This is a genomic window from Amycolatopsis acididurans (assembly GCF_012328925.1).
Lineage (GTDB): Bacteria > Actinomycetota > Actinomycetes > Mycobacteriales > Pseudonocardiaceae > Amycolatopsis_E > Amycolatopsis_E acididurans.
In genome coordinates this window covers 180,872-205,550 of the sequence record NZ_JAAXLS010000003.1, presented here as the reverse complement: position 1 = coordinate 205,550, position 24,679 = coordinate 180,872, and the positions used below count along the sequence as shown (strand labels likewise).

21 protein-coding genes are annotated in these 24,679 nt (G+C 70.5%); 15 read left to right on the top strand and 6 right to left on the bottom strand.

What is annotated here, in order from left to right; all coding sequences use genetic code 11:
* The first annotated feature begins 2 nt into the window (after window positions 1-2).
* The 5 genes from HFP15_RS07575 to HFP15_RS07555 all read left to right on the top strand — a co-directional run bounded on the left by HFP15_RS07575 (window position 3) and on the right by HFP15_RS07555 (window position 5,241).
* Complete coding sequence (locus tag HFP15_RS07575) at window positions 3-1,292, top strand: vWA domain-containing protein (protein ID WP_246271488.1); 1,290 nt, start codon at window positions 3-5, stop codon at window positions 1,290-1,292.
* On the top strand, window positions 1,292-1,954 hold the full coding sequence (locus HFP15_RS07570; RefSeq protein WP_168512904.1) for an FHA domain-containing protein: 663 nt from the start codon (window positions 1,292-1,294) through the stop codon (window positions 1,952-1,954). Before HFP15_RS07575 ends, HFP15_RS07570 begins: the two co-directional genes overlap by 1 nt.
* 233 nt (window positions 1,955-2,187) lie before the next feature.
* Window positions 2,188-3,408: a quaternary amine ABC transporter ATP-binding protein gene (locus tag HFP15_RS07565; RefSeq protein WP_168512902.1), complete on the top strand. Its 1,221-nt coding sequence runs from the start codon at window positions 2,188-2,190 to the stop codon at window positions 3,406-3,408.
* Window positions 3,401-4,294, top strand: a complete 894-nt coding sequence (locus HFP15_RS07560) for an ABC transporter permease (protein ID WP_168512900.1) — start codon at window positions 3,401-3,403, stop codon at window positions 4,292-4,294. Before HFP15_RS07565 ends, HFP15_RS07560 begins: the two co-directional genes overlap by 8 nt.
* A gap of 41 nt (window positions 4,295-4,335) precedes the next feature.
* Complete coding sequence (locus tag HFP15_RS07555) at window positions 4,336-5,241, top strand: glycine betaine ABC transporter substrate-binding protein (protein WP_168512898.1); 906 nt, start codon at window positions 4,336-4,338, stop codon at window positions 5,239-5,241.
* A gap of 58 nt (window positions 5,242-5,299) precedes the next feature.
* Here HFP15_RS07555 and HFP15_RS07550 read toward each other — a convergent pair whose 3' ends face one another.
* A complete protein-coding gene (locus HFP15_RS07550; protein ID WP_312871504.1) occupies window positions 5,300-6,205 on the bottom strand; it encodes a LysR family transcriptional regulator in 906 nt (301 codons plus the stop codon).
* Between the two features lie 79 nt (window positions 6,206-6,284).
* Between HFP15_RS07550 and HFP15_RS07545 the strand changes: the two genes are divergently transcribed.
* From HFP15_RS07545 to HFP15_RS07535, 3 genes are all read left to right on the top strand, one after another.
* On the top strand, window positions 6,285-7,478 hold the full coding sequence (locus HFP15_RS07545; protein WP_210716833.1) for an MFS transporter: 1,194 nt from the start codon (window positions 6,285-6,287) through the stop codon (window positions 7,476-7,478).
* 70 nt (window positions 7,479-7,548) lie between these two features.
* Window positions 7,549-8,853 (top strand): ammonium transporter, encoded by a 1,305-nt coding sequence (locus HFP15_RS07540; protein ID WP_168512896.1) that lies wholly within the window; start codon window positions 7,549-7,551, stop codon window positions 8,851-8,853.
* Entirely contained in the window at window positions 8,850-9,188 is a 339-nt protein-coding gene (locus HFP15_RS07535) for a P-II family nitrogen regulator (protein WP_168512894.1), read from the top strand. The genes HFP15_RS07540 and HFP15_RS07535 overlap by 4 nt, the downstream gene beginning before the upstream one ends.
* Before the next feature lie 10 nt (window positions 9,189-9,198).
* On the opposite strand, the gene HFP15_RS07530 is transcribed toward HFP15_RS07535, so the two are convergent.
* Window positions 9,199-10,143, bottom strand: a complete 945-nt coding sequence (locus HFP15_RS07530) for a LysR family transcriptional regulator (RefSeq protein WP_168512892.1) — start codon at window positions 10,141-10,143, stop codon at window positions 9,199-9,201.
* Window positions 10,144-10,223: 80 nt separating this feature from the next.
* Here HFP15_RS07530 and HFP15_RS07525 point away from each other — a divergent pair, with 80 nt between their 5' ends.
* From HFP15_RS07525 to HFP15_RS07515, 3 genes are all read left to right on the top strand, one after another.
* Window positions 10,224-11,228 (top strand): PrpF domain-containing protein, encoded by a 1,005-nt coding sequence (locus HFP15_RS07525; protein WP_168512890.1) that lies wholly within the window; start codon window positions 10,224-10,226, stop codon window positions 11,226-11,228.
* A 15-nt stretch (window positions 11,229-11,243) separates the two neighbouring features.
* Window positions 11,244-12,725 (top strand): FAD-dependent tricarballylate dehydrogenase TcuA, encoded by a 1,482-nt coding sequence (gene tcuA / locus HFP15_RS07520; RefSeq protein WP_168512888.1) that lies wholly within the window; start codon window positions 11,244-11,246, stop codon window positions 12,723-12,725.
* A gap of 91 nt (window positions 12,726-12,816) precedes the next feature.
* On the top strand, window positions 12,817-14,184 hold the full coding sequence (locus HFP15_RS07515; protein ID WP_168512886.1) for an MFS transporter: 1,368 nt from the start codon (window positions 12,817-12,819) through the stop codon (window positions 14,182-14,184).
* On the opposite strand, the gene HFP15_RS07510 is transcribed toward HFP15_RS07515, so the two are convergent.
* Window positions 14,173-14,928, bottom strand: a complete 756-nt coding sequence (locus HFP15_RS07510) for an IclR family transcriptional regulator (RefSeq protein WP_312871503.1) — start codon at window positions 14,926-14,928, stop codon at window positions 14,173-14,175. The two genes, HFP15_RS07515 and HFP15_RS07510, sit on opposite strands and share 12 nt — an antisense overlap.
* A complete protein-coding gene (locus tag HFP15_RS07505; RefSeq protein ID WP_246271487.1) occupies window positions 14,925-16,298 on the bottom strand; it encodes an APC family permease in 1,374 nt (457 codons plus the stop codon). The genes HFP15_RS07510 and HFP15_RS07505 overlap by 4 nt, the downstream gene beginning before the upstream one ends.
* A 267-nt stretch (window positions 16,299-16,565) precedes the next feature.
* Between HFP15_RS07505 and HFP15_RS07500 the strand changes: the two genes are divergently transcribed.
* Together HFP15_RS07500 and HFP15_RS07495 are read left to right on the top strand one after the other, a co-directional pair.
* Window positions 16,566-17,981, top strand: coding sequence for an APC family permease (locus HFP15_RS07500; RefSeq protein ID WP_168512882.1), 1,416 nt, complete (start codon window positions 16,566-16,568; stop codon window positions 17,979-17,981).
* A gap of 16 nt (window positions 17,982-17,997) precedes the next feature.
* Window positions 17,998-19,908, top strand: a complete 1,911-nt coding sequence (locus HFP15_RS07495; RefSeq protein ID WP_168512880.1) for a primary-amine oxidase — start codon at window positions 17,998-18,000, stop codon at window positions 19,906-19,908.
* Window positions 19,909-19,947: 39 nt separating this feature from the next.
* On the opposite strand, the gene HFP15_RS07490 is transcribed toward HFP15_RS07495, so the two are convergent.
* Entirely contained in the window at window positions 19,948-20,547 is a 600-nt protein-coding gene (locus HFP15_RS07490; protein WP_168512878.1) for a TetR/AcrR family transcriptional regulator, read from the bottom strand.
* Window positions 20,548-20,634: 87 nt separating this feature from the next.
* On the opposite strand from HFP15_RS07490, the gene HFP15_RS07485 reads away from it, so the two are divergent.
* Entirely contained in the window at window positions 20,635-22,323 is a 1,689-nt protein-coding gene (locus HFP15_RS07485) for an AMP-dependent synthetase/ligase (protein WP_168512876.1), read from the top strand.
* A gap of 67 nt (window positions 22,324-22,390) precedes the next feature.
* On the opposite strand, the gene HFP15_RS07480 is transcribed toward HFP15_RS07485, so the two are convergent.
* On the bottom strand, window positions 22,391-23,287 hold the full coding sequence (locus HFP15_RS07480) for an oxygenase MpaB family protein (protein ID WP_168512874.1): 897 nt from the start codon (window positions 23,285-23,287) through the stop codon (window positions 22,391-22,393).
* Between the two features lie 182 nt (window positions 23,288-23,469).
* Here HFP15_RS07480 and HFP15_RS07475 point away from each other — a divergent pair, with 182 nt between their 5' ends.
* Complete coding sequence (locus tag HFP15_RS07475; RefSeq protein ID WP_168512872.1) at window positions 23,470-24,633, top strand: TetR/AcrR family transcriptional regulator; 1,164 nt, start codon at window positions 23,470-23,472, stop codon at window positions 24,631-24,633.
* The last annotated feature ends 46 nt before the right edge of the window (window positions 24,634-24,679 follow it).

Sequence of the window (24,679 nt, the reverse complement as noted above, 5' to 3'; positions counted from 1 at the left end):
CGATGAGCGACTTCCAGATCGAGGTCTACCAGAACGAGTACCTGCCCCAGGGTGCGGCCGAGGTCAACGCGATCGTCACGGTCACCTCCAGCGGAAGCGGCGCGCAGGTCCCGGCCAGCACCCCGGCCGCAGAGGTGATCATCGTCGACTGCTCGGGTTCGATGGACCATCCGCGCACCAAGATGGCCGCCGCCAAGCGCGCGACCGCCGCCGCGATCGACACGCTGCGCGACGGCGTCGCGTTCGCGGTCATCGCGGGCACGGACATCGCCACGCTCGTCTACCCCGGCAAGCTCGGCATGGCCGAGGTGAGCCCGCGCACCCGGGCCGAGGCGAAGGCGGCCGTGGAGCGGTTGTACGCGGACCGGGGCACGGCCATGGGGGAGTGGCTGCTGCTGGCCGCACAGGTGTTCCAGACCCGGCAGAATCCGTTGCGGCACGCCATTCTGCTCACCGACGGAAAGAACGTGCACGAGCGGGCGAGCAAGCTCGACCAGATCCTCGGTGAGGTCGCCGGCGAGTTCGTGTGCGACTGCCGTGGCGTGGGCACCGACTGGGAGGTCCGCGAACTGCGCAAGATCTCCGAGACGCTGCTCGGCTCGGTCGACATCGTCGCCGAGCCCGAGGACCTGGAACAGGACTTCCGCGCGATGACCACCGCCTCGATGGGCAAGGAGGTCGCCGACGTCGCGCTGCGCGTGTGGACCCCGCAGGGTGCGCGGGTCAAGTTCGTCAAGCAGGTCGAGCCCGCCCTCGCCGACCTCACCGGGCGGCGCGAGGAGTCCGGGCCGCGCAGCGGCGACTACCCGACCGGGTCGTGGGGCGCCGAAAGCCGCGACTACCACGTGTGCGTGCAGGTGTCGCCGGCCAACATCGGCGACAAGATGCTCGCCGCGCGGGTGAGCCTGGTGACCCGCGGCGGGGATGTGCTCGGCAAGGGACAGGTGCTGGCGATCTGGACCGACGACACGGCACTGTCGACCAAGATCAGTCCCGAGGTCGCGCACTACACCGGGCAGGCGGAACTGGCCTCGGCGATCGAGGAGGGCATCGAGGCACAGCGCACGGGCGATGTCGAGACGGCGACGGCCAAACTCGGCCGCGCCGTCGCGCTCGCGCATTCCTCCGGCCACGAGGACACCGCGAAACTGCTCGCGAAGGTGGTCGACGTCGTCGATCCAGCCCGCGGCACGGTGCGGCTGAAGCGGGATGTCAGCGCGGTGGACGCGATGACGCTGGAAAGCCGGTCCCAGGTCACCAAGCGGGTCGGCAAGAGCGGCGGGCAGAGCTGATGCCGGTATGCGTCAACGGCCACGACTCCGCCGACGACGAGTACTGCGACGTCTGCGGCCTCGCCTTCGCCGCACCCGAGGCACCGGCCGCGCCGGTACCGGAGCCCGCTCCGGAACCGGCCCCCGCGGCGCACCCCTGCCCCGCGTGCGGGGCACCCGTGGAGGGCCGGTTCTGCGAAAGCTGCGGCCACGACTCGCTCGCCGCGCCACCGGAGCCCGCACCGCAGTCCGCCGCCGGGGACCGGAAGGAAGCGACCGGGACATTCGCGGTGCTGGTCACCGCCGATCGTGCCTACTACGACACCGTGCGCGCCGAAGGCGGTTCCGGCGCGGACCCGGTGGAGTTTCCGCCGTTCTGCCCGGAACGGCGGTTTCCGTTGCGCGGCAAGCAGATGAGCATCGGCCGCCGCAGCGTGAGCCGCGGCATCCTGCCCGACATCGACCTGACCGGGCCGCCCGAGGACGCCGGTGTCTCGCGCATGCACGCGCTGCTCGTCGCGGACGACACCGGTACATGGTCCATTGTGGACATGGACTCGGCGAACGGCACGTATCTCGGCAACTCGCGCGCGCCGCTCAAGCCCAACACGCCGCATCCGCTCGCCGACGGCGACACGGTGCACCTGGGTGCTTGGACGACCCTCACCCTGATCCGGGAGTGACACACCCGCCACTGAACGCTGTTCGGTCGCGGCCACAGCCCGATGGAGAATAACAAACAGGTCACGTGTGCATGACATTCCACGACTGTGGCCTATGCCATGAGGTTTCCTGACACGGCGTTTCGCCGGTTACCTTCCGGTCCACTGTTGTGTCTGAGAGTTATTTGCATAAGGTGCTTGGGCAAGGTGCAGGTGATCTTGGACCGAATGTTGTCGAAAAGAACGAGAAGCCATTGCCGACTGTCCGAGCTGAGAAGTTGTACAAGGTCTTCGGCCGGCGCGCGCGGGACGCGGTACGCCGGTTCGAGCAGGGAGCGCAACGCTCCGAACTGGGCGTCGCCGGTGTGACACCGGCCGTGATCAACGCCTCCTTCGAGGTCGAGCCGGGGGAGTTGTTCGTGGTCATGGGACTTTCCGGTTCGGGAAAGTCCACTTTGATCAGGATGCTCAACGGCCTGCTGCCGCCGACGTCGGGAAAGGTCTACGTCGACGACGTGGACATCACCTCGATGTCCGGCAAGCAGATCAGGCGGATGCGCCAGCGCACCATGAGCATGGTGTTCCAGCATTTCGCGCTGTTTCCGCACCGTACGGTCCTGGAGAACGCGGCGTACGCGCTGGAGATCAAGGGCGAAGCGAAGGAAAGCAGGCTCGCCACCGCACGCGAGTCGCTGGCGATGGTGGGGCTGTCCGGCTGGGAGGACCACACGCCGGACCAGCTTTCCGGCGGTATGCGGCAGCGGGTCGGTCTCGCCAGGGCACTGGCCGCCGACACCGACGTGCTGCTGATGGATGAGGCGTTCAGCGCGCTCGATCCGCTGATCCGCCGCGAGATGCAGGACCAGCTGTTGTCGTTGCAGGCGCAGCTGGGCAAGACGATCATCTTCATCACCCACGACCTCAACGAGGCGATGCGCCTCGGCGACCGGATCGCGGTGATGCGCGAAGGGGAGATCGTGCAGATCGGCACCGCGGAGAAGGTGCTGACCGAGCCCGCCAACGACTACGTGGCCCAGTTCGTGCAGGACGTCGACCGCAGCAGGGTGCTGACCGCGCGGTCGGTCATGGTGCGGCCGCTGAGCACCGTCGGGTCCGGCTCCGGTCCCCGCGCCGCGCTGCGCACGATGCAGGAACAGCAGTACTCGGCGCTGTTCGTCGTCGAGCGCGACGGGCGGCTGGCCGGCGTCATCACCGACGACGCCGCCGCGGACGCCGCGCGCCGTGGCGTGGACACCATCCGCGAGGTCATGGCCGACGGGGTCGCCTCCGTCGGGCCGGACACGGCGCTGAGTGAACTGTTCGCCCCCGCCGCGGAAAGCGCGCTGCCGCTGGCGGTGGTGGCCGAGGACGGCAAGCTGCTCGGCGTCGTGCCGCGCGCGACGCTGCTGGGTGCGCTCGGCGAGGCCGCGGCCGAAAGCAACGGCTCGGCAGGGGAGGTGACCGTCGATGCGTGAGGTGCTTCTCGCCGATGGCTGGCAGGTGCCGCGGATTCCGCTCGGCGACTGGTTCGCCACCGCGGTCGACTGGCTCAACAACAACGTGGGCCCGCTGTTCGATGCGATCGACAAGATCATCAACGGCGCGGTCAACGGGCTGACCACGGCGCTGCAATGGCCGCCGTCGTGGGTGATGTTCATCCTGTTCGCGCTGCTGGCCTGGGCGTTGCGCAGCTGGAAGTTCGGCGTGGTGAGCCTGATCGGCTTCGCGGTCGCCGACGGCCTTCGCGTGTTCGACGACGCGATGCTGACGCTGGCGCAGGTTCTGGTGGCCGGCGTGATCGCGACGGTGATCGCGGTGCCGCTGGGCATCCTGGCCGCGCGCAGCAACGCGGCCAGCAGGGTGATCAAGCCCGTCATGGACTTCATGCAGACGCTGCCCGCGTTCGTCTACCTGATCCCGGCGATCTTCTTCTTCTCGATCGGCGTGGTCCCCGGTGTCGTCGCGACGGTGGTGTTCTCGCTGCCGCCCGGGGTCCGGCTGACCGAGCTCGGAATCCGCCAGGTGGACAAGGAAATGGTCGAGGCGGGTGAGTCTTTCGGTGCCGCGCCGAGGAAAATTCTCACCGGTATCCAGATTCCGCTGGCGCTGCCGTCCATCATGGCCGGTATCAACCAGATCATCATGCTGTCGCTGTCCATGGTGGTGATCGCCGGCATGGTCGGCGGGCCCGGCCTCGGCGGCAAGGTGTTCGAGTCGGTGACGAGGCTTCAGCTCGGCGCCGGCTTCGAATACGGCGTCGGCGTGGTGATCCTGGCGATCTACCTGGACCGGATCACCTCCTCGTTCAGCGGCCGGCGGACCCGGCGCCGCACCAGCCGCCGTGCCACGGCGAGCGTCTGACGCGGTGCCCGCGAGTTTCTCAAGGAAGGAGACAGGGATACATGTCTAGCGGAAGGTTGCGGCGGCTCGGGTCGCTCATCGCCGCGGTGCTGGCGGTGGCTCTCGTCGCCAGTGCCTGTGGCGGGCGGAACAACAGTGCCGACACCGGGCAGAGCAACAAGACTCTGAAGATCGGCTACATCGCCTGGGACGAGGACATCGCACTGTCCAATCTGGTCAAGGGCGTGCTCGAGGACAAGGGCTACAAGGTCGAGCTGCAGCAGCTGGACGCGGCGCCGTTGTACGCCGGCCTGGCCAAGGGCGACATCGACCTCTTCCTCGACTCCTGGCTGCCCTCGACCCACGAGGACTACTGGAACCAGTACAAGAACAAGCTGGAGGACCTCGGCGTCTGGTACAACAACGCGACGCTGAACCTCGCGGTGCCCAATTCCGTGAGCCAGGTCAACTCCATCGAGGACCTCAAGACCAACGCCTCGCTGTTCGGCGGCAAGATCACCGGGATCGACCCGGGTGCCGGTGAGACCCGGATCATCCAGAACAACGTGATGCCGCAGTACGACCTCGCCGGTTCGATGCAACTGCAGAACTCCTCCAGCACGGCGATGCTGGCCGCGCTGGACAGCGCGATCAAGGGCAACCAGCCCATCGTGGTCGCGCTGTGGCACCCGCACTGGGCGTACTCGCGCTACCCGCTCAAGGACCTCGCCGACCCGAAGGGCGCCATGGGCAAGGGTGAGCAGCTGCACTCGCTGGGACGGCAGAACTTCGCGAAGGACTTCCCGAACCTGGCGAACTCGCTGAAGAACCTGAAGCTCACCGACGAGCAGCTCGGCTCGCTCGAGGACGCGGTGCAGAAGGCCGGCAACGGCAACGAGGCGACCGCGGCCAAGCAGTGGGCCGCTCAGAACAAGCAGCTGGTCGACTCCATCTTCACCGGGGTCTGACCGAGCTCCGCACCGGACCGATGGGGACGCGCCACCCGGGGCGCGTCCCCATCGGTTTTTACGTTCCCGCCGTGGTCACGGGGCCGCGGCAGCGCCGGATTTCCTCGAGCAGCGCGGCGGCGGCCGGCGACAGGGACCTCGTCGCCGAGGTGGCCACCGACAGCCGCCAGCGCAGCGCCGGCGAGGCCACCGTCAGCGCGGTCACCCCGGACACCGACCGCGTCATCGATTCCGGCACGAACGCGACGCCGAGACCCTGGCCTACCAGCCCCGTCAGCGTCGCGTAGTCCGACACCTCCAGCGGCACCGCCCTGCTCAGCCCCGCCTGCTCGAAGGCGCGGTCCACGACCCCGCGCGAACCCCAGCCCGGTGGGAAGTCCACAAAGGACTCGTCGGCGAGCGCGGCCAGATCGATCTCGCCGGCGCGGGTGAGGGCGTGCTCGTCCGGGCACAGCAGCCGTAGTTGCTCCTCGGCCAGCAGATCTGCGGACAGCCCGGGTGGGCAGCGGCCGGGGAACGCCACGAACGCCAGGTCCAGGCTGCCGTCGAGCAGCGAGCCGACGTGCCCGCCCGACCCGCCGGGGGAGTACTGCACGCGGACGCGCACGTGCGGATGGGCCCGGCGGAACCGGCCCAGCACCCGCGGGATGTCGATGCCCGAGGTGGTCAGCAGGATGCCGAGCGTGACCGAGCCGTGCAGCTCGCCCCGCACGGTGCGGGCCGCGTCGTGCGCCGCCCGCGCGGCCGCGAGCGCGGCGCGGGCGTGCGGCAGCATCGCGGTCCCGGCGGCGGTGAGCCGGACATGCCTGCTGTCCCGTTCGAACAGCGGCGTGCCCACCTCGCGTTCGAGTGCGCGGATGGCGGTGGACACGCCGGACTGCACGACGCGCAGGCGCCGCGACGCCTTCGTGAAGCTGAGTTCCTCCGCGACCGCGACGAGGTACTCCAGTTGACGCAGGTCCACACCTGCTATCTACCAGACAGATAGCAAGATGCACAAACAATCATTGGACGAGATGATCCGGCGCACCGAGACTGGGAACATGAGCACGATGGTCACGACGTCACGCAGGCACGGCCTGGGGTTCTGGCTGGTCGCGTACGCGTTCGCGGTGACGATGGCCTTCTCGGCCGCGCCCGCCCCGCTGTACGTGCTGTACCAGCAGAAGGACGGCTTCGGTCCCTTCACCGTCACGCTGGTCTTCGCGGCCTACGCGGTCGGGGTGGTGGTGAGCCTGTTCCTGGCCGGGCACGTGTCGGACTGGGCGGGCCGGCGCCGGGTACTGATCGCCGCGGTGCTGGTCAATGTGCTCGCGGCGGTGATGTTCCTGGCCTGGACCGCGGTGCCCGCTCTGCTCGTCGCGCGCTTCGTGTCCGGGATCAGCGTCGGCATGCTGACCGCGACCGCCACCGCGCACCTCGCGGAACTGCACGACGTGGCCCGCCCCCGCGCGCCCAGGACGCGGGCCGACGTGGTCGCGACCGCCGCGAACCTCGGCGGCATCGGGCTCGGCCCGCTGATCGCCGGGTTCCTCGCCGAGTACGTCGCCGATCCCCTGCACGTGCCCTACCTGGTGTTCCAGGCGCTGATGCTGCTCGGGGCGCTCGCGGTCGCGCTGGTGCCGGAAACGGTCGAACCGGTCGCCCGCCCTTACCGCCCGCAGCGGGTGTCGGTGCCGGGGGAGGCGCGTGGCCGGTTCTTCGCCGCCGGTGCCGCCGCGCTCGCCGGATTCGCCGTGTTCGGCATGTTCACCTCGCTCGCGCCCGGTTTCGTCGCCAACACCCTGCATCAGCGGTCGCACGCGCTGGCCGGGCTCGTGTCGTTCGCGGTGTTCGGTTCGGCCGCTCTCGCCCAGATCCTGCTGGCCCGCGCCGCGCCGCGGCGTCAGGCCGGCTTCGGCCTCGGCCTGCTGGTGACCGGGATCGTGCTGGTGATCGTCGCGGTCTGGGTGCCCAGCCTCGCCCTGTTCGTCGCGGGCGGGATCCTCGCGGGCGGCGGCGCGGGCGCGACGTTCAAGGGCTGCGTGAGTGTCGTGCTCTCGATCGCGCCGCCGGACGGGCGCGGCGAGGCGCTGGCCGGGCTGTTCCTGGCCGCCTACATCGGACTGACCGTGCCGGTGCTCGCGCTCGGCCTTGCCGCGCAGCTGATTCCGGTCGCGCTGGCGATGCTGGTCTTCGGTGCCGCGCTTGTCCTGATTCTGGGGCTTTTCACCAAACCCTTGTTGGCCTCTGTCTAACAACGACGACCCGGGTCACCGAGCCGCCCAGGTGTTCAGGCAACATGCCTGTAACACGAGGAGGTAGCTGGTGATCAACACCGGGGATACGGCATGGCTGCTCGGCTCGGCCGCGCTGGTGATGCTGATGACGCCGGGGCTCGCCCTGTTCTACGGCGGCATGGTTCGTTCCCGCAGCGTGCTGAACGTGATGATGCTGACCTTCGGCTGCCTGGCCGTGGTCGGCGTCATCTGGCTGCTCTACGGCTACTCGCTGGCGTTCGGCAACGACGGGTTCGCCGGGTTGATCGGGAACTTCCACTACGCCGGGCTGCACGGCCTCGGCGAGGCGACCGTCGGGCCCGACGGCCACAAGGTGCCGCTGCTGGCCTTCGCCGCGTTCCAGCTGATGTTCGCCGTGATCACCGTCGCACTGCTGGCCGGCGCGGTCGCCGAACGCGCCCGGTTCTGGCCGTGGCTGGTGTTCGTGGTGCTGTGGGTGACGCTGGTCTACCTCCCGCTCGCGCACTGGGTGTTCGCGTTCGACGACTTCGCCGGGCCGGGCACGGCAGGCGGCTGGCTGGTCAACAAGCTGCACGCGCTGGACTTCGCGGGCGGCACCGCGGTCGAGGTCAACTCGGGCGCGGCGGCGGTGGCGCTGGCGATCGTGATCGGCAGGCGGCACGGCTGGCCGAAGCAGGCGGTGCGCCCGCACAACCTGCCGTTCGTGATGTTCGGCGCGGGCCTGCTGTGGTTCGGCTGGTTCGGGTTCAACGCCGGTTCCGCGCTGGGCGCCTCCGGTGTGGCCGCGACCTCGTTCGTCAACACCACGGTCGCCGCCGCGACCGCGGTCGTCGGCTGGCTGGTGGTCGAGCAGATCCGCGACGGCAGGCCCACCACGCTGGGCGCCGCGTCCGGCGCCGTGGCCGGGCTGGTCGGGATCACGCCGGGCTGTGGTTACGTGGAGCCGATCGGCGCGGCGGCCATCGGGCTCGTCGCCGGTGTGGTGTGTTCCCTGGCGATCGCGCTGAAGTACCGGTTCGGCCTGGACGACTCGCTGGACGTGCTCGCCGTGCACGGCATCGGGGGCTTCGCCGGGATGCTGCTGATCGGCCTGTTCGCCAGCACCGGGGCCAACAGCGCGGGCGCGAACGGCCTGTTCTACGGGGGCGGCCTCGACCAGCTGTGGCGGCAGGCCGTGGCCACCTTCGCCGCACTGGGATACTCGTTGGTGGTCACACTCGTGATCGCCTGGGTCGTGCACCGCACGCTCGGCCTGCGCGCCACCCGCGAGGCCGAACTCGACGGGATCGATGAGGCGGAGCACGCGGAAAGCGCTTACGATCTGGCGGTTCAACCGAGCCGCCGCAGCCTGATGGAAGGAGGACGGCCGTGAAGCTGCTGACCGCGGTCGTGCGCCCGTTCGTCCTCGACGACATCCGGGACGCGATGGAACAGCTGGCCGTGCTGGGCATGACGGTCACCGAGGCCAAGGGGTACGGCCGTCAGAAGGGGCACCGTGAGGTGTACCGCGGCGCGGAGTACACCGTGGACTTCGTGCCCAAGCTGCGGGTCGAGGTGCTGCTCGACGAGTCCATTGTGGACAAGGCCATCGAGGCGGTGCAGAACGCGTGCCGCACCGGCCGCATCGGCGACGGCAAGATCTGGGTCACCCCGGTGGAAACCGTCGTCCGCGTCCGCACCGGCGAACGCGGCCCCGACGCGATCTGATGACGGCGGGCTAGACGTACTGCCGGACGGCCTGATCCAGCGGCGCGGGCATCGACAGCAGCTTCGCGGCCGTCGAGGTGAACAGCGCCTGCAACGCCTGCGCGGCGGGGGTCGGGCGCTGGCCGCGGGGGCTGGCGAGCAGGATGCGGCGGGCGGGGGCCTTCGGGCCGAGCGCGACCGTCGTGACGTCCTCTCGCAGGCCGGGCAGCGCGAGCCGCGGCGCGAGCGCGATGCCCAGCCCGACGGCGGCCATCGCCTGCGCCTCCTGGTAGTCGTGGGCGCGGTAGGCGATCGCGGGCTCGAAGCCCGCCTCGCGGCAGCTGCGCGTCAGCACCTCGGCCACCGGGTGGTCGGCGCGCACGATCCACTGTTCGCCCGCCAGTTCGGCGAAACGCGTGGACTCACGCCCGGCGAGCCGGTGCGAAGCCCCCACGATCAGCGTCGTGGGATCGTCCAGCACGTGCGTGATGTCCAGGTTGTCGCCGGGCAGCCGCTGCCATTCGTAGTCCCACAACAGGGAAAGCTCGACCTCGCGGCTGTCCAGCATGTCGAGCAGGCCCGCGTGACGTGAGCTGCGCACCACCAGTTCCACGGCCGGGTACCGCCGCCGGAACTCGCGGACCACGAGAGGCAGGAACGAGGCCGCGACGGTCGGGAACGTGCCCAGCCGCAGCGAGCCCGCGCGCAGGCCGGCCAGTTCGTCCAGATCGCTGCGCGCCGCGCGGAGCTCGCGGTCGATGCGCTCGGCGTGCGTGAGCAGCCCGCGTCCCGCCTCGGTGAGCGTGATCCCGCGCGCGTGCCGTTCCAGCAGCGGTTGTCCCGCCTCCGCTTCCAGTCTGCTGACCTGCTGCGACACCGCCGACGGCGTGTAGTTCAGCGCGGTCGCGGCGCCGGTGATCGAACCATGGCGCGCGACCTCGGCCAGCAGCAGCATCCGGCGTACGTCGAAGGTCATCGAGAGCCTTAACTTCTGCTAAAGGGGTATCAACTTTTCCGAGATTGTACTCAACGCTCGGCAGGCGCATCGTCGGATGCATGCGATACCTGAGAGGCACCTGGATGCGTGGTGGCACCAGCAAATGCTGGCTGTTCGACGCCGCGGATCTCGCGGGCGGCGATCCGGACGCGGTACTGGCCGCGGCGTTCGGCGCCGGGGACCCGCGGCAACTGGACGGCGTCGGCGGAGCCACCTCGACCACGTCCAAGGCGGCGCTCGTGCAGCGCTCGGCCACGCCCGGCATCGACGTCGAGTACCGCTTCGCGCAGGTCGGCATCGGCGCGCGGCGGGTCGAGTGGGGCAGCAACTGCGGCAACTGCGCGACCGCGATCGGTCTGTACTCCCTGCTCACCGGGCTGGTCCCGGCCCGGCCGGGGCACACGACGGTGCGGATGCGCAACATCAACACGGGCACGCTGCTCGCCGCGACCGTCGCGACGCCGGGCGGTGCGGTGCCCGAGTCCGGCGCGGCGGTGGTGCCCGGCGCGAGCGACGGCGGGGTCCCGGTGGAGCTGGCGTTCCTCGACCCGCAGGGCAGCACGACGGGGCGGCTGCTGCCCACCGGCCGTGCCGTGGACCACCTTCCGGTGCCCGCGACGCTCGTGGACGCCGGGGCGCCCGCCGCCCTCGTCGACGCGGACGAGCTCTCCGTGGACGAGCTGATCGCGTTGCGCCGGAAGGCAGCCGTCCTGATGGGACTGTCCGAACAGGACGACGCGATCCCGAAGACCGGCATGGTGTGCCCACCTCGGGACGACAGTCACGACCTGCGGATCCGGATGCTGTCGATGCTCGCTCCGCACCCGTCGGTCGGGCTGACCTCGGCGGTCGCGATCGCCGCGGCCGCGGGCGTCGAGGGCAGCGTGGTGCACCAGGCCCTCGGTGGCGAGGTGCCGCGGGTGCTGCGGCTCGGGACCCCGGCGGGTGTCGTCGCCGTCCGTGCCGAGTGGGAGGACGGGGTGCTGCGGGCCGTCCGGCTCGACCGCGCGGCGCGGCGGATCGCGGTCGCTGAGATTTCGGTGCCGTTGGCGCTGGCTTCGTGAAGAGGAAAGGAAGAAATGAGCGAGTCTTGGGATGTCGTGGTCGTCGGCGGCGGGAACGCCGGGTTCTGCGCCGCGCAGTCGGCACGCGAGCAGGGTGCCCGCGTGCTGATGCTGGAGAAGGCGCCGAGGGAATGGGCCGGTGGCAACAGCTACTTCACCGCCGGGGCCATGCGCATCGTCCACAACGGACTTGACGACGTCGCGGAGCTCGTGGAGCCGTTCGATACCGGCTGCACCGACCTCGACCCCTACACCGCCGAGGATTTCCTCGGCGATCTGCGGCGGGTGACCGGCGACCGGTGCGATCCGGAGCTGGCCGGCATCCTGGTGAACCGATCGCGCGAGACGATGAGCTGGCTGCGTTCGCTGGGGCTGCGGTTCGAGCTGATGTTCCACCGCCAGGCCTACGAGGTCGACGGCCGGTTCCGGTTCTGGGGCGGGCTCGCGGTCGGCGTCCTCGGCGGCGGCAAGGGCATGATCGCCGGTCATCTGGCCGCCGCGCAGGAGCGCGGCATCACGGTCCGCTTCGGCGCGCATGTCACGGATCTGCTGACCACGCACGGGAAAGTGCACGGTGTGCTGCTGTCCGGCGGGGAGCGGATCGAGGCGCGCAGCGTCGTGCTCACCAGCGGCGGTTTCGAGGCGAACCCCGCGATGCGCTCGGCCTACCTCGGGCCGGGCTGGGATCTGGCGCTCGTGCGCGGTACCCCGTTCAACACCGGTGAGGGCATCACGATGGCGCTCGCCGCGGGTGCGCAGCCCTACGGCCACTTCAGCGGCTGCCATTCCGTCGCGTGGGACGCCGGCGCGCGCACGACCGGCGACCGCGATCTGACCAACCAGCTCACCCGAGGTGGCTATCCGTTCGGCATCGTCGTCAACACCGACGGAGAGCGGTTCGTGGACGAGGGAGCGGACTTCCGCAACTACACCTACGCCAAGTACGGTGCGGAAATCCTGAAACAGCCGGGCAGCCGCGCGGTCCAGGTGTTCGACGCGAAGGCCGCGCCGTTGCTGCGCTCGGAGGAGTACGCCGCGCCGGGGGTGACGAAGGTCGAGTCGGACACCGTGGAGGGGCTGGCGAAGGAACTCGCCATCGACGAGGCGCGGCTGGCGCGCACCGTCGGGGAGTTCAACGCGGCGGTGACGGGGCAGCGGTTCAACCCGGCGGTCAAGGACGGCAAGCACACCGAGGGGATCAGCCCCGCGAAGTCGAACTGGGCCCAGCCGCTGGACACTCCGCCCTACTCCGCATTCCCGGTGACCTGCGGCATCACGTTCACCTTCGGCGGGCTGCGCATCGACGACCAGTGCGCGGTGCTGGACACCGCGGGCCGCCGGATCCCCGGCCTGTTCGCCGCGGGCGAGCTGGTCGGCGGGCTGTTCTACTTCAACTATCCGGGAGGTTCCGGTTTGACCGCCGGCGCCGTGTTCGGCCGCCGGGCCGGGCGCGCCGCCGTCGGCGGTCCCTTAGAAGGGCGGAGCCGCTTGCTGTGAGGACGGCGGCTCGCACCGCCACCGGCACCGGCACCGCAGAGCAGGCTGACCCACCAATTTTTCTTCCGACCCGTCAAGGAGGACGGTTCTGATGACCTCAGCACAACTGGCCGCACGGCTGGACCGGATGCCGGTCGGGCGGTTCCACCGGCGCGTGCTCTACGCGCTCGCGGTGGCGTTCGTCTTCGAGTTCGGCGATCTCAACACCTTCGCCTACGCCGCGCCCGCGCTCAAACAGCATCTGCACCTCTCCGTGGACGACGTGGCGTTCGTGACGTCGGCGTCGTTCCTCGGCATGTTCCTCGGGGCGGTGGTCGGCGGGCGGTTCGCCGACTGGGTCGGCCGCCGTCGGGCGCTTCTGTTGTCGGTCACCGTGTTCTCGGTGTTCTCGCTGCTCAACGCGGTCGTCGCGACGGTGCCGCTGCTCTCGGCGGCGCGGCTGCTGACCGGGGTCGGGCTGTCGGCGATGACGGTGGCCGCGACGACGTATCTGTCGGAGACCATGCCCGCCGCGCACCGCGGCCGCATGCAGGCCGGGGTGATGGCGATCGGGCTGCTCGGCATCCCGATCATGTCGTTCACCGCGCGCGGCGTCATCCCGCTGGGTACCGAGGCGTGGCGGCTGGTGTTCGTGTTCGGCGCGCTCGGGCTGATCGCGCTGCCGTTCATCGCGCGGCTGCCGGAAAGCCCGCGATGGCTGTTGCGCCACGGACGCGACGCCGAACCCGTTGTGGCGCGTATCGAGGGCGAGGCCGGCGGTCCGCTGCCCGAGCCCTCCCCGGTGCCCGAGACGGAACCGGCCAAGGTGCGCTACCGCGAATTGCTGACCGGAAAGCTCGGCCGCCGCACCCTCATGCTCGCGGTGGCGTGGGTGTTCCAGACGCTCGGCTTCTACGGCTTCGTCTCGTGGGTGCCGACCCTGCTGGCCGAACACGGCTTCAGCCTCGTGCACAGCCTGACCTTCTCCGCGCTCACGACGCTGGGCGCGGTGCCGGGCGCGCTGCTGGCGTGGGTGATCTCGGACCGGTTCGGCCGTAAGGCACCGATCGTGATCGTGTCCACCGCGGTCGCGGTGTGCGGGATCGCCTACGGGCTGACGTTCAACGCCGTGGCGATCGTGGCGTTCGGTTTCTGCGTGAACGCGCTGATCCAGACCTTCGCCGCGCTGCTGTACGCCTACACCCCGGAGCTGTACCCGACCGAGCTGCGCAACTCGGGCAACGGCCTGGTCTACGGCCTGGGCAGGCTGAGCAACATCGCCGGGCCGCTGATCGTGGCGTCGATCTTCGGCGCGTTCGGGTACCAGCCGGTGTTCGTCTACATCGGAGCGTGCTGGCTCGTGGTGGCCGTGACCATCGGGCTGTTCGGTCCGCGTACCGGCATGCGCAACCTGGAAGGCATCGCCGGGGACGCCGGAGCGCCCGAGCCGGACCCGCGCGTGCGCAGTTCAGCCGAGTAACGGGCCGAGTTGCGTGGCGTGTTCCCGCACCAGCGCCACGAGGTCGGTGTTCGCCCCGGCGACGCGCTCCGGCGGCCCGGACACGGCGAGCGCGGCGATCAGGCTGCCGTCGGTGACATCGCGGATCGGCACGGCGAGGCAGCCGCGGTCGGCGTGCAGTTCGCCGCACTGCCTCGCCAGGTTCAGGCGCGTCACGTCGGCGAGTTCGATGTCCAGCCGGTCGCCGTCGATGATCGTGTGCGTGGTGAACTGGCGCAGTCCGCGCACCGACGCACGCCAGTCCGGCAGGTCGGCCAGCAGCAGCTTGCCGAACGCCGACGCGTGCGGGTACCGCACGAGCAGCGCCTCGTCGCTCGGCGGATGGTCGGGGTCGGTGTCGGTGAGGCTGAGCCGCCCGGTCCGGTAGGAGGCCAGGTGCACGCCCCACCGCACCCGCTGCCGCAGGTGCTCGACGACGGCACGTGCGGCGGCGGGTGGCCGCGTCACGACCGGCACGGCGAGTCGCTGGGCGCGGCGGCCGAGCGCGAACCCGCGCAGATCCGGCAGCCGCACCAGATAGCCCTCGGCGACGAGCAGGTTCAGCAGCCGGTACGTCGTCGCCGGGGGAAGGCGCAGCGCCGCGGAGATCTCTTTCGCGGTCACGCCGGGCCCGGCCGCGACGACCTCCTCCAGCACGGCCAGCGCGTTGCGGACCGCCTTCGGCTGCCTGCCGGACAGCGCGGCGGACTCGATCGGCGGGCTCACGACCGCCCGTCCAGCACGTCCGCCTCGGTGGTCTCGTCGTAGATGCCGACGGCGGGCAGCCGGTGCGGGCGGGCCCACGCGAACCAGCACGCCCCGCACACCGCCAGCGCGGCGAACACCACCGGATACCAACCGTCCACAGCGGACACCGTGAACGTGACGAGCGCGGCGAGCAGTGCGACGGAGGTGACCGCCGCGGCCGCCACCGCGCCGCGGGTCAGTTCGCCGATCCGGTGCAGGAAAACCGGTGCCGCGACACACACCAGCAGGTACGCGATCAGGTACCCGAACACGGCGATGTTGAGCAGTGCCACGAACATCTGCTGGGGTACCGCGCCCACGGCCAGCAGCAGGACCGGCACCGCGACGATCACCGGCACCGTGATCGCGATCGCGACGTGCGGGGTGTGGAACCGCCGGTGGGTCAGGCCGAACCGCGCGGGCAGCACGCCCTCGCGGCCCATCGACAGCAGCACCCGGACCAGCGCGCTCGTGGTCGCCAGCACGCACGCGAAGAACGATCCGGCGATCCCGACGTCGAGCAGGTAGGACAGCCACGGCACCTGTTGCAGCGCGGCCAGCGTCATCACGGGTTCCACCTGCCCGGCCAGCGCGCCGCGCAACCCGACCACCTGCGTGTAGGCGGCGACGAGGTACAGCACGCCGCACAGGGCGGCGGTCACCTGCACGGCGCGTGGCACGGACTGGAACGGCCGCCGGGCCTCCACGCCGAACGAGGCGCCCGCCTCGAAGCCGATGAACGCGCCCAGCGCGGGCAGCATCCCGGCGACCGTGCCGGAGAGCCCGTGATCCATCCCGAACGCCGCCAGGCTGGGACCGGTGCGGCCCAGCAGCAGGCCGAACACCACCAGCATCATCGTGATCGAGAGGGCTTCGGTGACGAGCACGACCTGCGCCGAGAGCCGCACCCCGCGCAGCACCAGCACCGCGGCGGCCCCGCCGAGCACGACCACCACGGCCGCCACGACACCCCAGCCGGTCGAGACGCCGGCGCGGTCGAGCAGATCCCGCAGATAGAGCCCGGATCCGGCGAGCGCGGCCATCGCCAGCAACGCGTACCCGATCACCAGCGCCCAGCCGCCGGCGAACCCGCCGACCGGGCCGAGGCCCTTGGCGGTGAGGCTGTAGAGCGAGCCCGCGGCGGCCATCCGGCGGGTGAACTGCGCGATGCACAGGCCGATCAGCAACGCGAGTACCGTCGCCGCCAGGAAGGACCACAGCACGCCGGTTCCGGCGTTGGCGGCGGCGACCGCGGGCGCGGCCGCCATCGCCGCCGAGGGCGCCGCGGCGGAGATCGACTGCGCGAGCACCTGCAACGGGCCGAGGTTGCGCCGGTCGAGTCCACTCATCGGGGACTCGGCACGAAGCCCGTGAAGCAACATCGGCCTCCTCCTCAGTGGACGTAACCAGGGACTGTAACCCCGCGATCGCGGGGTGAGGGATGCCAGCGCGGGTCAAATGAGAATTTCTCCTGCCGCGTTCCCGGGTTCCGGGAACCGGTGCCGCGGAAGTTCCCGAGCGCGGAGACGAGGGTTTGACCGGCGGCTGACGGGTCGGCAACGTTGCTGCCCAACGCTGCAGCGGTCATCGAAGCCCGCAACCCCACGGAGGTCCTCATGGACACGTCCGCGCCGCGCACCCTGTCCGGTTCACTGGGCGTCGGCTCCATCGTCTTCATGGTCGTGGCTGCCGCCGCGCCGCTCACCGTCGTCGCGGGCAGCGTCCCGCTGGGGGTCGCGCTCGGCGACGGCCCCGCGTTTCCCGCCACGTTCGTCATCTGCTGCGCGGTCCTGCTGCTGTTCGCGGTCGGGTTCTGCGCGATGAGCAGGCACGTGCCCGACGCGGGCGCGTTCTACGCCTACATCCAGCGCGGCCTCGGCCGCCGGACCGGCCTGGGGGCGGCCTTCCTGGCACTGGTCACCTACACCGCGGTGCAGCTGGCCGTGTTCGGCTACCTCGGCGCGACCCTGGACGCGCTCGTGCAGCACTACGGCGGCCCCGCGTTGCCATGGTGGCTCTACGCACTCGTGGTGCTGACCGTGGTGGGCGTGCTCGGCTACCGGCACATCGAGCTCAGCAGCAAGGTGCTCGGCGTGCTGCTGCTGTGCGAGGTCGGCATCGTGCTGATCTTCGACGCGGTGGTGACGGCGCGGGGCGGCGGCGGGACCGGGCTGTCCACGGCGCTGTTGCGGCCCTCGCAGGTCACGTCGGGATCGCTGGGCATCGGCATCATGTTCGCGATCGCGAGCTTCATCGGATTCGAGGCCACGGCCATCTTCCGCGACGAGGCCCGCGATCCGAACCGCACGATTCCCCGCGCGACCTACACCGCGCTGCTGCTGATCGCCGGTTTCTACACGCTGTCGAGCTGGGCGGTCGTCTCGGCGTGGGGCGACGCCGGTGCGGTCGCGCAGGCGGGTGCGGATCCGGGCGGCATGCTGATCACGACGATCGGCAACTACCTCGGCACCGCCGGCGCCGACATCGCGCAGGTGCTGCTCGTGACGAGCCTGTTCGCCGCGGCCCTGTCGTTCCACAACGTCATCGCGCGGTACGGGTTCTCGCTCGGCAACTCCGGCGCGCTGCCCGCCGCGTGCGGGCGCAGCCATCCCCGGCACGGTTCGCCGCACGTCTCGTCGGTCCTGCAGGTCTGCTCGGCGCTGGTGCTGCTCGTCGTCTTCGCCGCGGCCGGCATGGACCCGGTCACGCAGGTGTTCTCGTGGATGGCGGGCACCGCGACGCTGGGCGTGCTCGCGCTGATGACGCTGACCTGTCTGGCGGTACTGGTGTTCTTCCGCCGCGCCACGGTGGATCGCCGGGTGTGGCACACGCTGCTCGCGCCGGCGCTGGGCCTGGCCGGGCTCGGCACCTGCCTGACCCTGACCGTGCTGAACTTCCCCACCCTCATCGGCGGTTCGTTCGGGCTCGCGGCCGTGATCGGCGCGGTCCTGGTGGGCTCGTTCCTCGCCGGTGTCGTCCTGTCCACCGTCCTGCGGCCCGCCGTGGTGCCCGCGCCGGCCGCCGCCGTCTGAACGAAGGAGATTCGCAATGACCATCGCACCCGCAGTGACCGCGACCCATCCGCTCGACCCGATGAGCACCGCCGAGGTGGCGCAGGTGCGCCGCGTGCTCGACGCGGCGGGCCTGCTCGGCGACACGGTCCGGTTCACCTTCCTCGCGCCGGAGGAACCGGACAAGGCCGAGGTGCTGGCGTTCACGCCGGGGTCCGGAGTGGACCGCCGGTTCCGGGTGATCCTGCTCGATCTGGCGACCGGCTCGTCCCGTGACGTCGTGGTGTCGGCCACCCGTTCCGCTGTGGACATCTGTGCCGAGATCGATCCCGCGGTGTCCGGGCAGCCGCCCATCATCGACACCGAGTTCGAGCTGATCGAGGACATTCTCAACGCGCACGAGGAATGGTGCGCCGCGCTCGGCCGGCGCGGTATCGACCCGGCGACGGTGCGCGCGGTCCCGCTGTCGGCGGGCGCGTACGACCATCCCGAGGAGGCCGGGCGCCGGGTCGTGCGCGCGCTGGGCTTCCAGCAGCTGCACGAGAAGGACCACCCGTGGGCGCATCCGGTGGACGGGCTGGTGGCCTATGTGGACCTCACCGCGCGGAGCGTGACGAAGGTGATCGACCACCGCGAGTTCGCGGTGCCGCGGGACCCGGGCAACTTCGACGATCCGGCGCAGACCGGGCCGTACCGGACCTCGCTGAAGCCGATCGAGATCACCCAGCCCGAGGGCCCGAGCTTCACCGTCGACGGGTACCGGGTGCGCTGGGAGAACTGGGATCTGCGGCTCGGTTTCAACGAGCGTGAGGGGCTGACGCTGCACCAGATCTCGTTCCACGACCGGCCGGTCATGTACCGGGCGTCGGTCGCGGAGATGGTCGTGCCCTACGCCGATCCCTCGCCCGTGCGGTTCTGGCAGAACTACTTCGACTGCGGCGAGTACATGTTCGCGCGGTACACCAACTCGCTCGAACTGGGCTGTGACTGCCTCGGCGAGATCCGCTACTTCGACGCCACGGTGGCCGACGACCTCGGCGCGCCGCGGGTGATCCGCAACGCGATCTGCATGCACGAAGAGGACTTCGGCGTGCTGTGGAAGCACAGCGACATGTTCGCCGGTTCGCACGAGACGCGGCGGCAGCGGCGGCTGGTGATCTCGTTCTTCACCACGATCGGCAACTACGACTACGGGTTCTACTGGTATCTCTACCTCGACGGGACGATCGAGCTGGAGGCCAAGGCCACCGGCATCACGTTCACCTCCGCCTACCCGCCGGAGGGACACGCCTACGCCACCGAGGTCGCGCCCGGGCTCGGGGCGCCCTATCACCAGCACCTGTTCTGCGCGCGGCTGGACATGTCGGTCGACGGCCAGTGCAACGCCGTCGACGAGGTGGAGGCGCTGCGGGTCCCGGTGGGCCCGGACAACCCGTACGGCAACGCCTTCCGCGAGTCGCGCACCCGGCTGTCCACCACGTCCACCGCGGCGCGGGTGGCCGACAACGGCAGGGCCCGCGTGTGGCAGATCGTGAACCCCCGCAGCACGAACCGCTTCGGCCACCCCGTCGCGTACGCGCTCCATCCGGAGGGGCAGCCGACACTGCTGGCGGACGAGTCGTCCTCCATCCACGCGCGGGCCACGTTCGCGACGAAACATCTGTGGGTGACGCCCTACGACGCGGCGCAGCGCTACCCGGCGGGTGACCTGGTCAACCAGCACCCCGGTGGTGCCGGCCTTCCCGAATGGACCGCAGCGGATTCCACTGTGGACGGCACGGACATCGTCGTGTGGCACACCTTCGGGCTCACGCACTTCCCGCGCCCGGAGGACTGGCCCGTGATGCCCGTGGACTACGCCGGGTTCAAGCTCAAGCCGGTCGGTTTCTTCGACCGCAACCCCACCCTGGACGTGCCGCCCACCACGGGCAAGCACTGCCACGGCTGAGCCGCACCGGCCCGGCGTCCCTGCGGCGCCGGGCCGGTGTCATACCCGCGCGGCGAGGGCTTGGAAATGCTCGCCGAAGATACGCCGCGCGCGGCGGCGCATCTGGGTGCGCCCGGTCTCGTCGGAGCCGGCCAGCAGGCCGATCCCCGCGACGAGCGTGCCGAGCACGCTGATCTCGTGGCGCACGTCCAGGTCCGGCCGCAGTTCGCCGTCCTCGACCGCCTCTTTCAGGTACTGTCCCAGCTGGGTGGCCCACTCGCGGTAGCCCTCGAGGAAACCGCCTTCGCGCACCGGTCCCGGATCGTGCGACCAGAACGCCAGCCACACCTGCCAGCAGCGGAACAGTGTCTCGTCCAGCGGCAGCAGCGCGAACACGGCCTGCTCGGCCGCCGCGAGGCCGCGCTTGCGGCCCACCGCGCCCACCACGCGCGCGGACGCGACCGCGCCGTTGTGCCGCAGCACGGCTTCCATCAGCGCGGCCTTGTCCTCGAAGTAGTGCGTCACCGAGCCGGTGGTCACGCCTGCCTCCGCGGCCACGCCGCGCAGCGTCGTCGCGTTCGGACCCTGCTGGGCGACGAGCCGCCACGCGGCATCGACGAGCTGGTCCCTCGACTGTGGATCCCGTACCCGGCGCGGCATGGCGGCCTCTCTTGATCATAACTCTTGTTACGTAACGCATGATACGTAACACTGGTTATGTCGCAAACCGTTCGCGAAGGAGCGACGATGAACCTTGCCGAAGAATGCGCAGCGGAGGCCGCCGCGCTGACCGTTCCTGGCCTGCTCAGGCGCAACGCGGAGGACTATCCGGACAGCCCGGCGCTGACCGCGGGCACGCGGACGCTCACCTGGTCGGCGCTGCGCACCGGTGCCGCCGAGATCGCCCGCGGGCTCGAGTCGCTCGGCCTGGCGGCGGGGGAGCGGATGCTGATCATGATGACGAGCCGGTTCGAGCACTGGCTCGCCGACCTGGGCGCGACGCATCTGCGCGCGATTCCGTGCACCGCCTACCACACGCTCAGCCCGGAGCAGATCGCCTACGTGGCGCGGCATTCCGGGGCCACGGTGGTCGTGCTCGAAGGCGCCGACGAGGTCGGCCGCTGGCAGCAGGCCCTGGCCGGGCCCAGCTCGATCCGGCATATCGTGGTCGTCGACGATGTCCGGCTGCCCGAGGACGAGCGCTTCGTGTCCTGGGCAGACGTGCGGGCCGAGGGCGCACGACGGCACGCGGCCGAACCCGAGGTTCTCGAGAAGCTGACCGAGGCGATCGACCCGCACGAGCCGGTCGGGATGATGTACACCTCCGGCACCACCGGGGATCCGAAAGCGGTGGTGCTCAGCCACTACAACGTGCTGTACGAGGCCGTCGCGCTGGCGAAACTGGTGCCGATGCCGCCGCACGCCCCCGCGATCGCCTACCTGCCGCTGGCGCACATCGCCGAACGTGAACTGGCCATCTACCGGGCCCTGCACCAGGCCGCGCACGTGCACATCTGCGCCGACACCAGCGAGCTCGTGTCCACTTTGGCCACCGTGCGCCCGCCGTCGTTCTTCGGCGTGCCGCGCGTGTGGGAGAAGCTCGCCAACGGCCTTGGGGCGTTCCTCGCCACCGGCGCGGACAAGGACACGGTGCTCGCGCAGCTGGGCCTGGACCGGCTGACCTGGCCCGGCAGCGGTTCGGCGCCGTTGCCCGGCCCGGTGCGCGAGTTCCTCGGTGACGCGGGGCTCGAGGTGCTGGAAGTGTGGGGGATGAGCGAGACCACCGGGTGCGCGACCGCGAACATCCCCGGCAGATCGAAGCCGGGTACCGTGGGCGTTCCGCTGCCCGGTGTCGAAGTCCGCATCGCCGAGGACGGCGAGATCTTCGTACGCGGGCCGATCGTGTTCCTGGGTTACCTGCGCCCCGACGGCGGGATCGACCGGGCGACCGACGACGAGGGCTGGCTCGCCACCGGCGACATCGGCACGATCGACGAGGACGGTTTCCTCACGATCACCGACCGGAAGAAGGAACTGATCATCACTTCGAGCGGCAAGAACGTGGCGCCGACGAAGATCGAAGGCCTGTTGCGGGCGCACCCGCTGGTCGGGCACGCCGTCGTGATCGGCGAGGGCAAGCCGCACCTGACCGCGCTGATCGCCCTGGACGAGGAGGCCGCCCCCGCGTGGGCTTCGGCGCGGGACATCTCGGGGAGTTTCGCTGACCTGGCAGGACATCCGGCGGTGCGTGCGGAGCTGGACGAGCTGACCGGGCAGGTCAACGGGCAGCTGGCCCGCGCCGAGCAGATCAAAGCCTACGTCGTGTTGCCGCAACCGTGGACGGCGGAGAGTGGCGAGCTGACACCGACGCTGAAGATCCGCCGCCGCGTCGTGCACGATCGCTATGCGGGGGACATCTCGTCGCTGTACGCCTGAGGATGCGCGGGTGCCGTGAGGGAGGAGCCCCTCACGGCACCGTTCGGCCTCGGAACCGGCATCGCTGTCAGCGGCGGGTGGGGGTGCGGCGCAGCAGGGTCGGGTCCATCCCGGCCGGGGGCTCGGGGGCGCCGAGATCCTCCGGTCGCTGGCCGACGGGGTAGGTGCGGCGGCTGCGCATGACGCCCGGCTTGAGCAGCTGCGACTTCCGCCGGGCCGGCAGTGGGCGTTCGGCGACCGCGCGCGCTCGCAGGGCGGCGCGGACCGCCGGGCCCAGCCAGGACGGCGCCACGGCGAACCCGAAGGCCTCCAGCATCGGCGGCTCCAGCAGGCTGCGCGCGACCGCGGACACCGCCGGCCGCAGCGGCTTCGGGTACCACGAGCAGAACAGGTCCAATGTGTAGGTCCCGATGCGGTGATTGTCCTCGGAGTACCGGAAGTTCGCCCGCTCGTACTCGTCCTTGAACTTCGCGAACGCGTCGAAGCTAGCGGGGATGTCCTTGATGCCCATGAGGCGGCCGACCTCGTGGAAATAGTTGTACGCGGCCTGCCGTTCGTGCTCGTGCAACGGCCGCCAGCCGAAGGCGTCGATCCAGGTGATCGGGTCGTAGACGAACGTCGACAGCACGTAGAGCATGTCGTCGTTGCTGATCCGGTACCGGCCGTGCATCCGGTTGACGACGCCGATCGCCGCGCGCCCGCGTTCCGAGGCCGGGCCGTGCTCGGCGATCTCGGCCATCAGCAGTGCCGTGTCGTCGTACCGGCGCTGCGGCCGGAGCTCGAACTCGCGCGTGACGGCGAGCAGCCGGGAAATACTGGGCACGCAGTAGGTGCGGAACAGCGCGAACTCCAGCGCCCGCTGGTAGTCCCACGGGAACTCGTAACCGATGGAGATCCGGTAGATCTCGTGTGCGTCGTGCACGGGATCCAGTCGCTGTATCCGGCGTAGCCAGTATCCGGTCATCGAAGACCTCCTTCAGCCTTGGGCATCTTGTCGAGTACGACTTCCGGCCGCCCGCCACGCCCCGTGAGCCATCGGCGGCTCCTCCTCGTCACGCACACGTCCGGATCGTATCCGTGGCACGGCTGCGCGCCAAGCCGGAATTGTGGCGAACGGTGGTTAACTTCTGTGGGTAGACTGCGCCCATGCGGCAAGCCGAGGGAACGCGCCCCCGCAACCGGGCGGAGCAGATCGTGCTCGCCGCGGCCGAGTTGTTCTGCGCGCGGGGCTACCACAACGTCGGCATCGACGACATCGCCGACGCCGTCGGCATCACGGGCCCGGCCATCTACCGGCACTTCCGCACCAAGCGCGACCTGCTCGCCGACGCCGTGCAGCGCATGTGCGCCGAAATGGTGGACACCGTGGACCGTGGCGTGAACGTGCCGGGCGAACCGTTCGAACGACTCGCGGCGACGTTCGCGGCGCTGCTCGAGCTGACCCTCAAGCGCCGCGCCGTCGCCCGGCTCTACCAGTGGGAAGGCCGCCACCTCACCGACGACGAGCGCGCCGGCGCCGGTGAGCGGCTGTCCGCGGCGCTGCGCAGGCTGCGCGATCTGCTGCGCGAGGCGCGCCCGGAGCTGAGCAAGGACGAGGCGCACCTGCTGGTGCGAGCGGGGCTGAGCGTGATGGCCAGCCCGTCGACCCACCACGCGCGGCTCGCGCCCACCAGGACGCGTGCCACGCTGCTGGGCGCATGCCGCGCGATTCTGCAGGCCAGGGACCTGCCCGCGGCCGGGACCAGAATCGGCACCGAGCCGGCCTCGGACGTGCTGCCCCGCCGCGAGCGCCTGATCAGCGAGGCCGTCCGGCTGTTCCATCGCGACGGCTACCACGACGTCAGCATGGGCGACATCGGCGCGGCCGCGGGGATCAACGCCTCCAGTGTGTACAAGCATTTTCCCAGCAAGGCCGACCTGCTCGCGGCCGCGTGTCACCGCGCCGCCGCCCGGCTCGAGGTCGCCACGGCCGACGCGCTGGCCGGCGCCGGCACCGCCGCCGAGGCGCTGGAGGCGCTGATCGCCGCCTACGTCGGACTGTCCTTCGCGCAGGCCGACCTGGTGTCGGTCTATCTGTCCCAGGACGTCAACCTGCCGCAGGCCGACCGCCACGCCTTGCACGTCGCGCAGCGGCGGCACGTCGACATCTGGGTCGAGCTCACGAGTGAGACCGCCCCGGGGCCGGCCGCGCAGCACCGCTACCGCGTGCACGCCGCGCTCAACGTCATCGCCGACCTCGCCCGGTGGCGGCCGGACATGGTCGGTGTCGAACCGACCGCGTATCTCGCGGCAACCCTGCTCGTTGGCTAGACCAGTTGGCGATTCGTCGTTAACATAGCCGCTTCCATGACCAGCG

Excerpts from the sequence above, each read along its gene's own strand:
- HFP15_RS07515 (WP_168512886.1), top strand. The coding sequence starts at position 12,817 with ATGACCTCAGCACAACTGGCCGCACGGCTGGACCGGATGCCGGTCGGG.
- HFP15_RS07555 (WP_168512898.1), top strand. The coding sequence starts at position 4,336 with ATGTCTAGCGGAAGGTTGCGGCGGCTCGGGTCGCTCATCGCCGCGGTG.
- HFP15_RS07475 (WP_168512872.1), top strand. The coding sequence starts at position 23,470 with ATGCGGCAAGCCGAGGGAACGCGCCCCCGCAACCGGGCGGAGCAGATC.
- tcuA (WP_168512888.1), top strand. The coding sequence starts at position 11,244 with ATGAGCGAGTCTTGGGATGTCGTGGTCGTCGGCGGCGGGAACGCCGGG.
- HFP15_RS07490 (WP_168512878.1), bottom strand. The coding sequence starts at position 20,547 with ATGCCGCGCCGGGTACGGGATCCACAGTCGAGGGACCAGCTCGTCGAT.
- HFP15_RS07575 (WP_246271488.1), top strand. The coding sequence starts at position 3 with ATGAGCGACTTCCAGATCGAGGTCTACCAGAACGAGTACCTGCCCCAG.
- HFP15_RS07560 (WP_168512900.1), top strand. The coding sequence starts at position 3,401 with ATGCGTGAGGTGCTTCTCGCCGATGGCTGGCAGGTGCCGCGGATTCCG.
- HFP15_RS07495 (WP_168512880.1), top strand. The coding sequence starts at position 17,998 with ATGACCATCGCACCCGCAGTGACCGCGACCCATCCGCTCGACCCGATG.
- HFP15_RS07570 (WP_168512904.1), top strand. The coding sequence starts at position 1,292 with ATGCCGGTATGCGTCAACGGCCACGACTCCGCCGACGACGAGTACTGC.
- HFP15_RS07480 (WP_168512874.1), bottom strand. The coding sequence starts at position 23,287 with ATGACCGGATACTGGCTACGCCGGATACAGCGACTGGATCCCGTGCAC.
- HFP15_RS07545 (WP_210716833.1), top strand. The coding sequence starts at position 6,285 with ATGAGCACGATGGTCACGACGTCACGCAGGCACGGCCTGGGGTTCTGG.
- HFP15_RS07530 (WP_168512892.1), bottom strand. The coding sequence starts at position 10,143 with ATGACCTTCGACGTACGCCGGATGCTGCTGCTGGCCGAGGTCGCGCGC.
- HFP15_RS07500 (WP_168512882.1), top strand. The coding sequence starts at position 16,566 with ATGGACACGTCCGCGCCGCGCACCCTGTCCGGTTCACTGGGCGTCGGC.
- HFP15_RS07505 (WP_246271487.1), bottom strand. The coding sequence starts at position 16,298 with ATGAGTGGACTCGACCGGCGCAACCTCGGCCCGTTGCAGGTGCTCGCG.
- HFP15_RS07485 (WP_168512876.1), top strand. The coding sequence starts at position 20,635 with ATGAACCTTGCCGAAGAATGCGCAGCGGAGGCCGCCGCGCTGACCGTT.
- HFP15_RS07525 (WP_168512890.1), top strand. The coding sequence starts at position 10,224 with ATGCGATACCTGAGAGGCACCTGGATGCGTGGTGGCACCAGCAAATGC.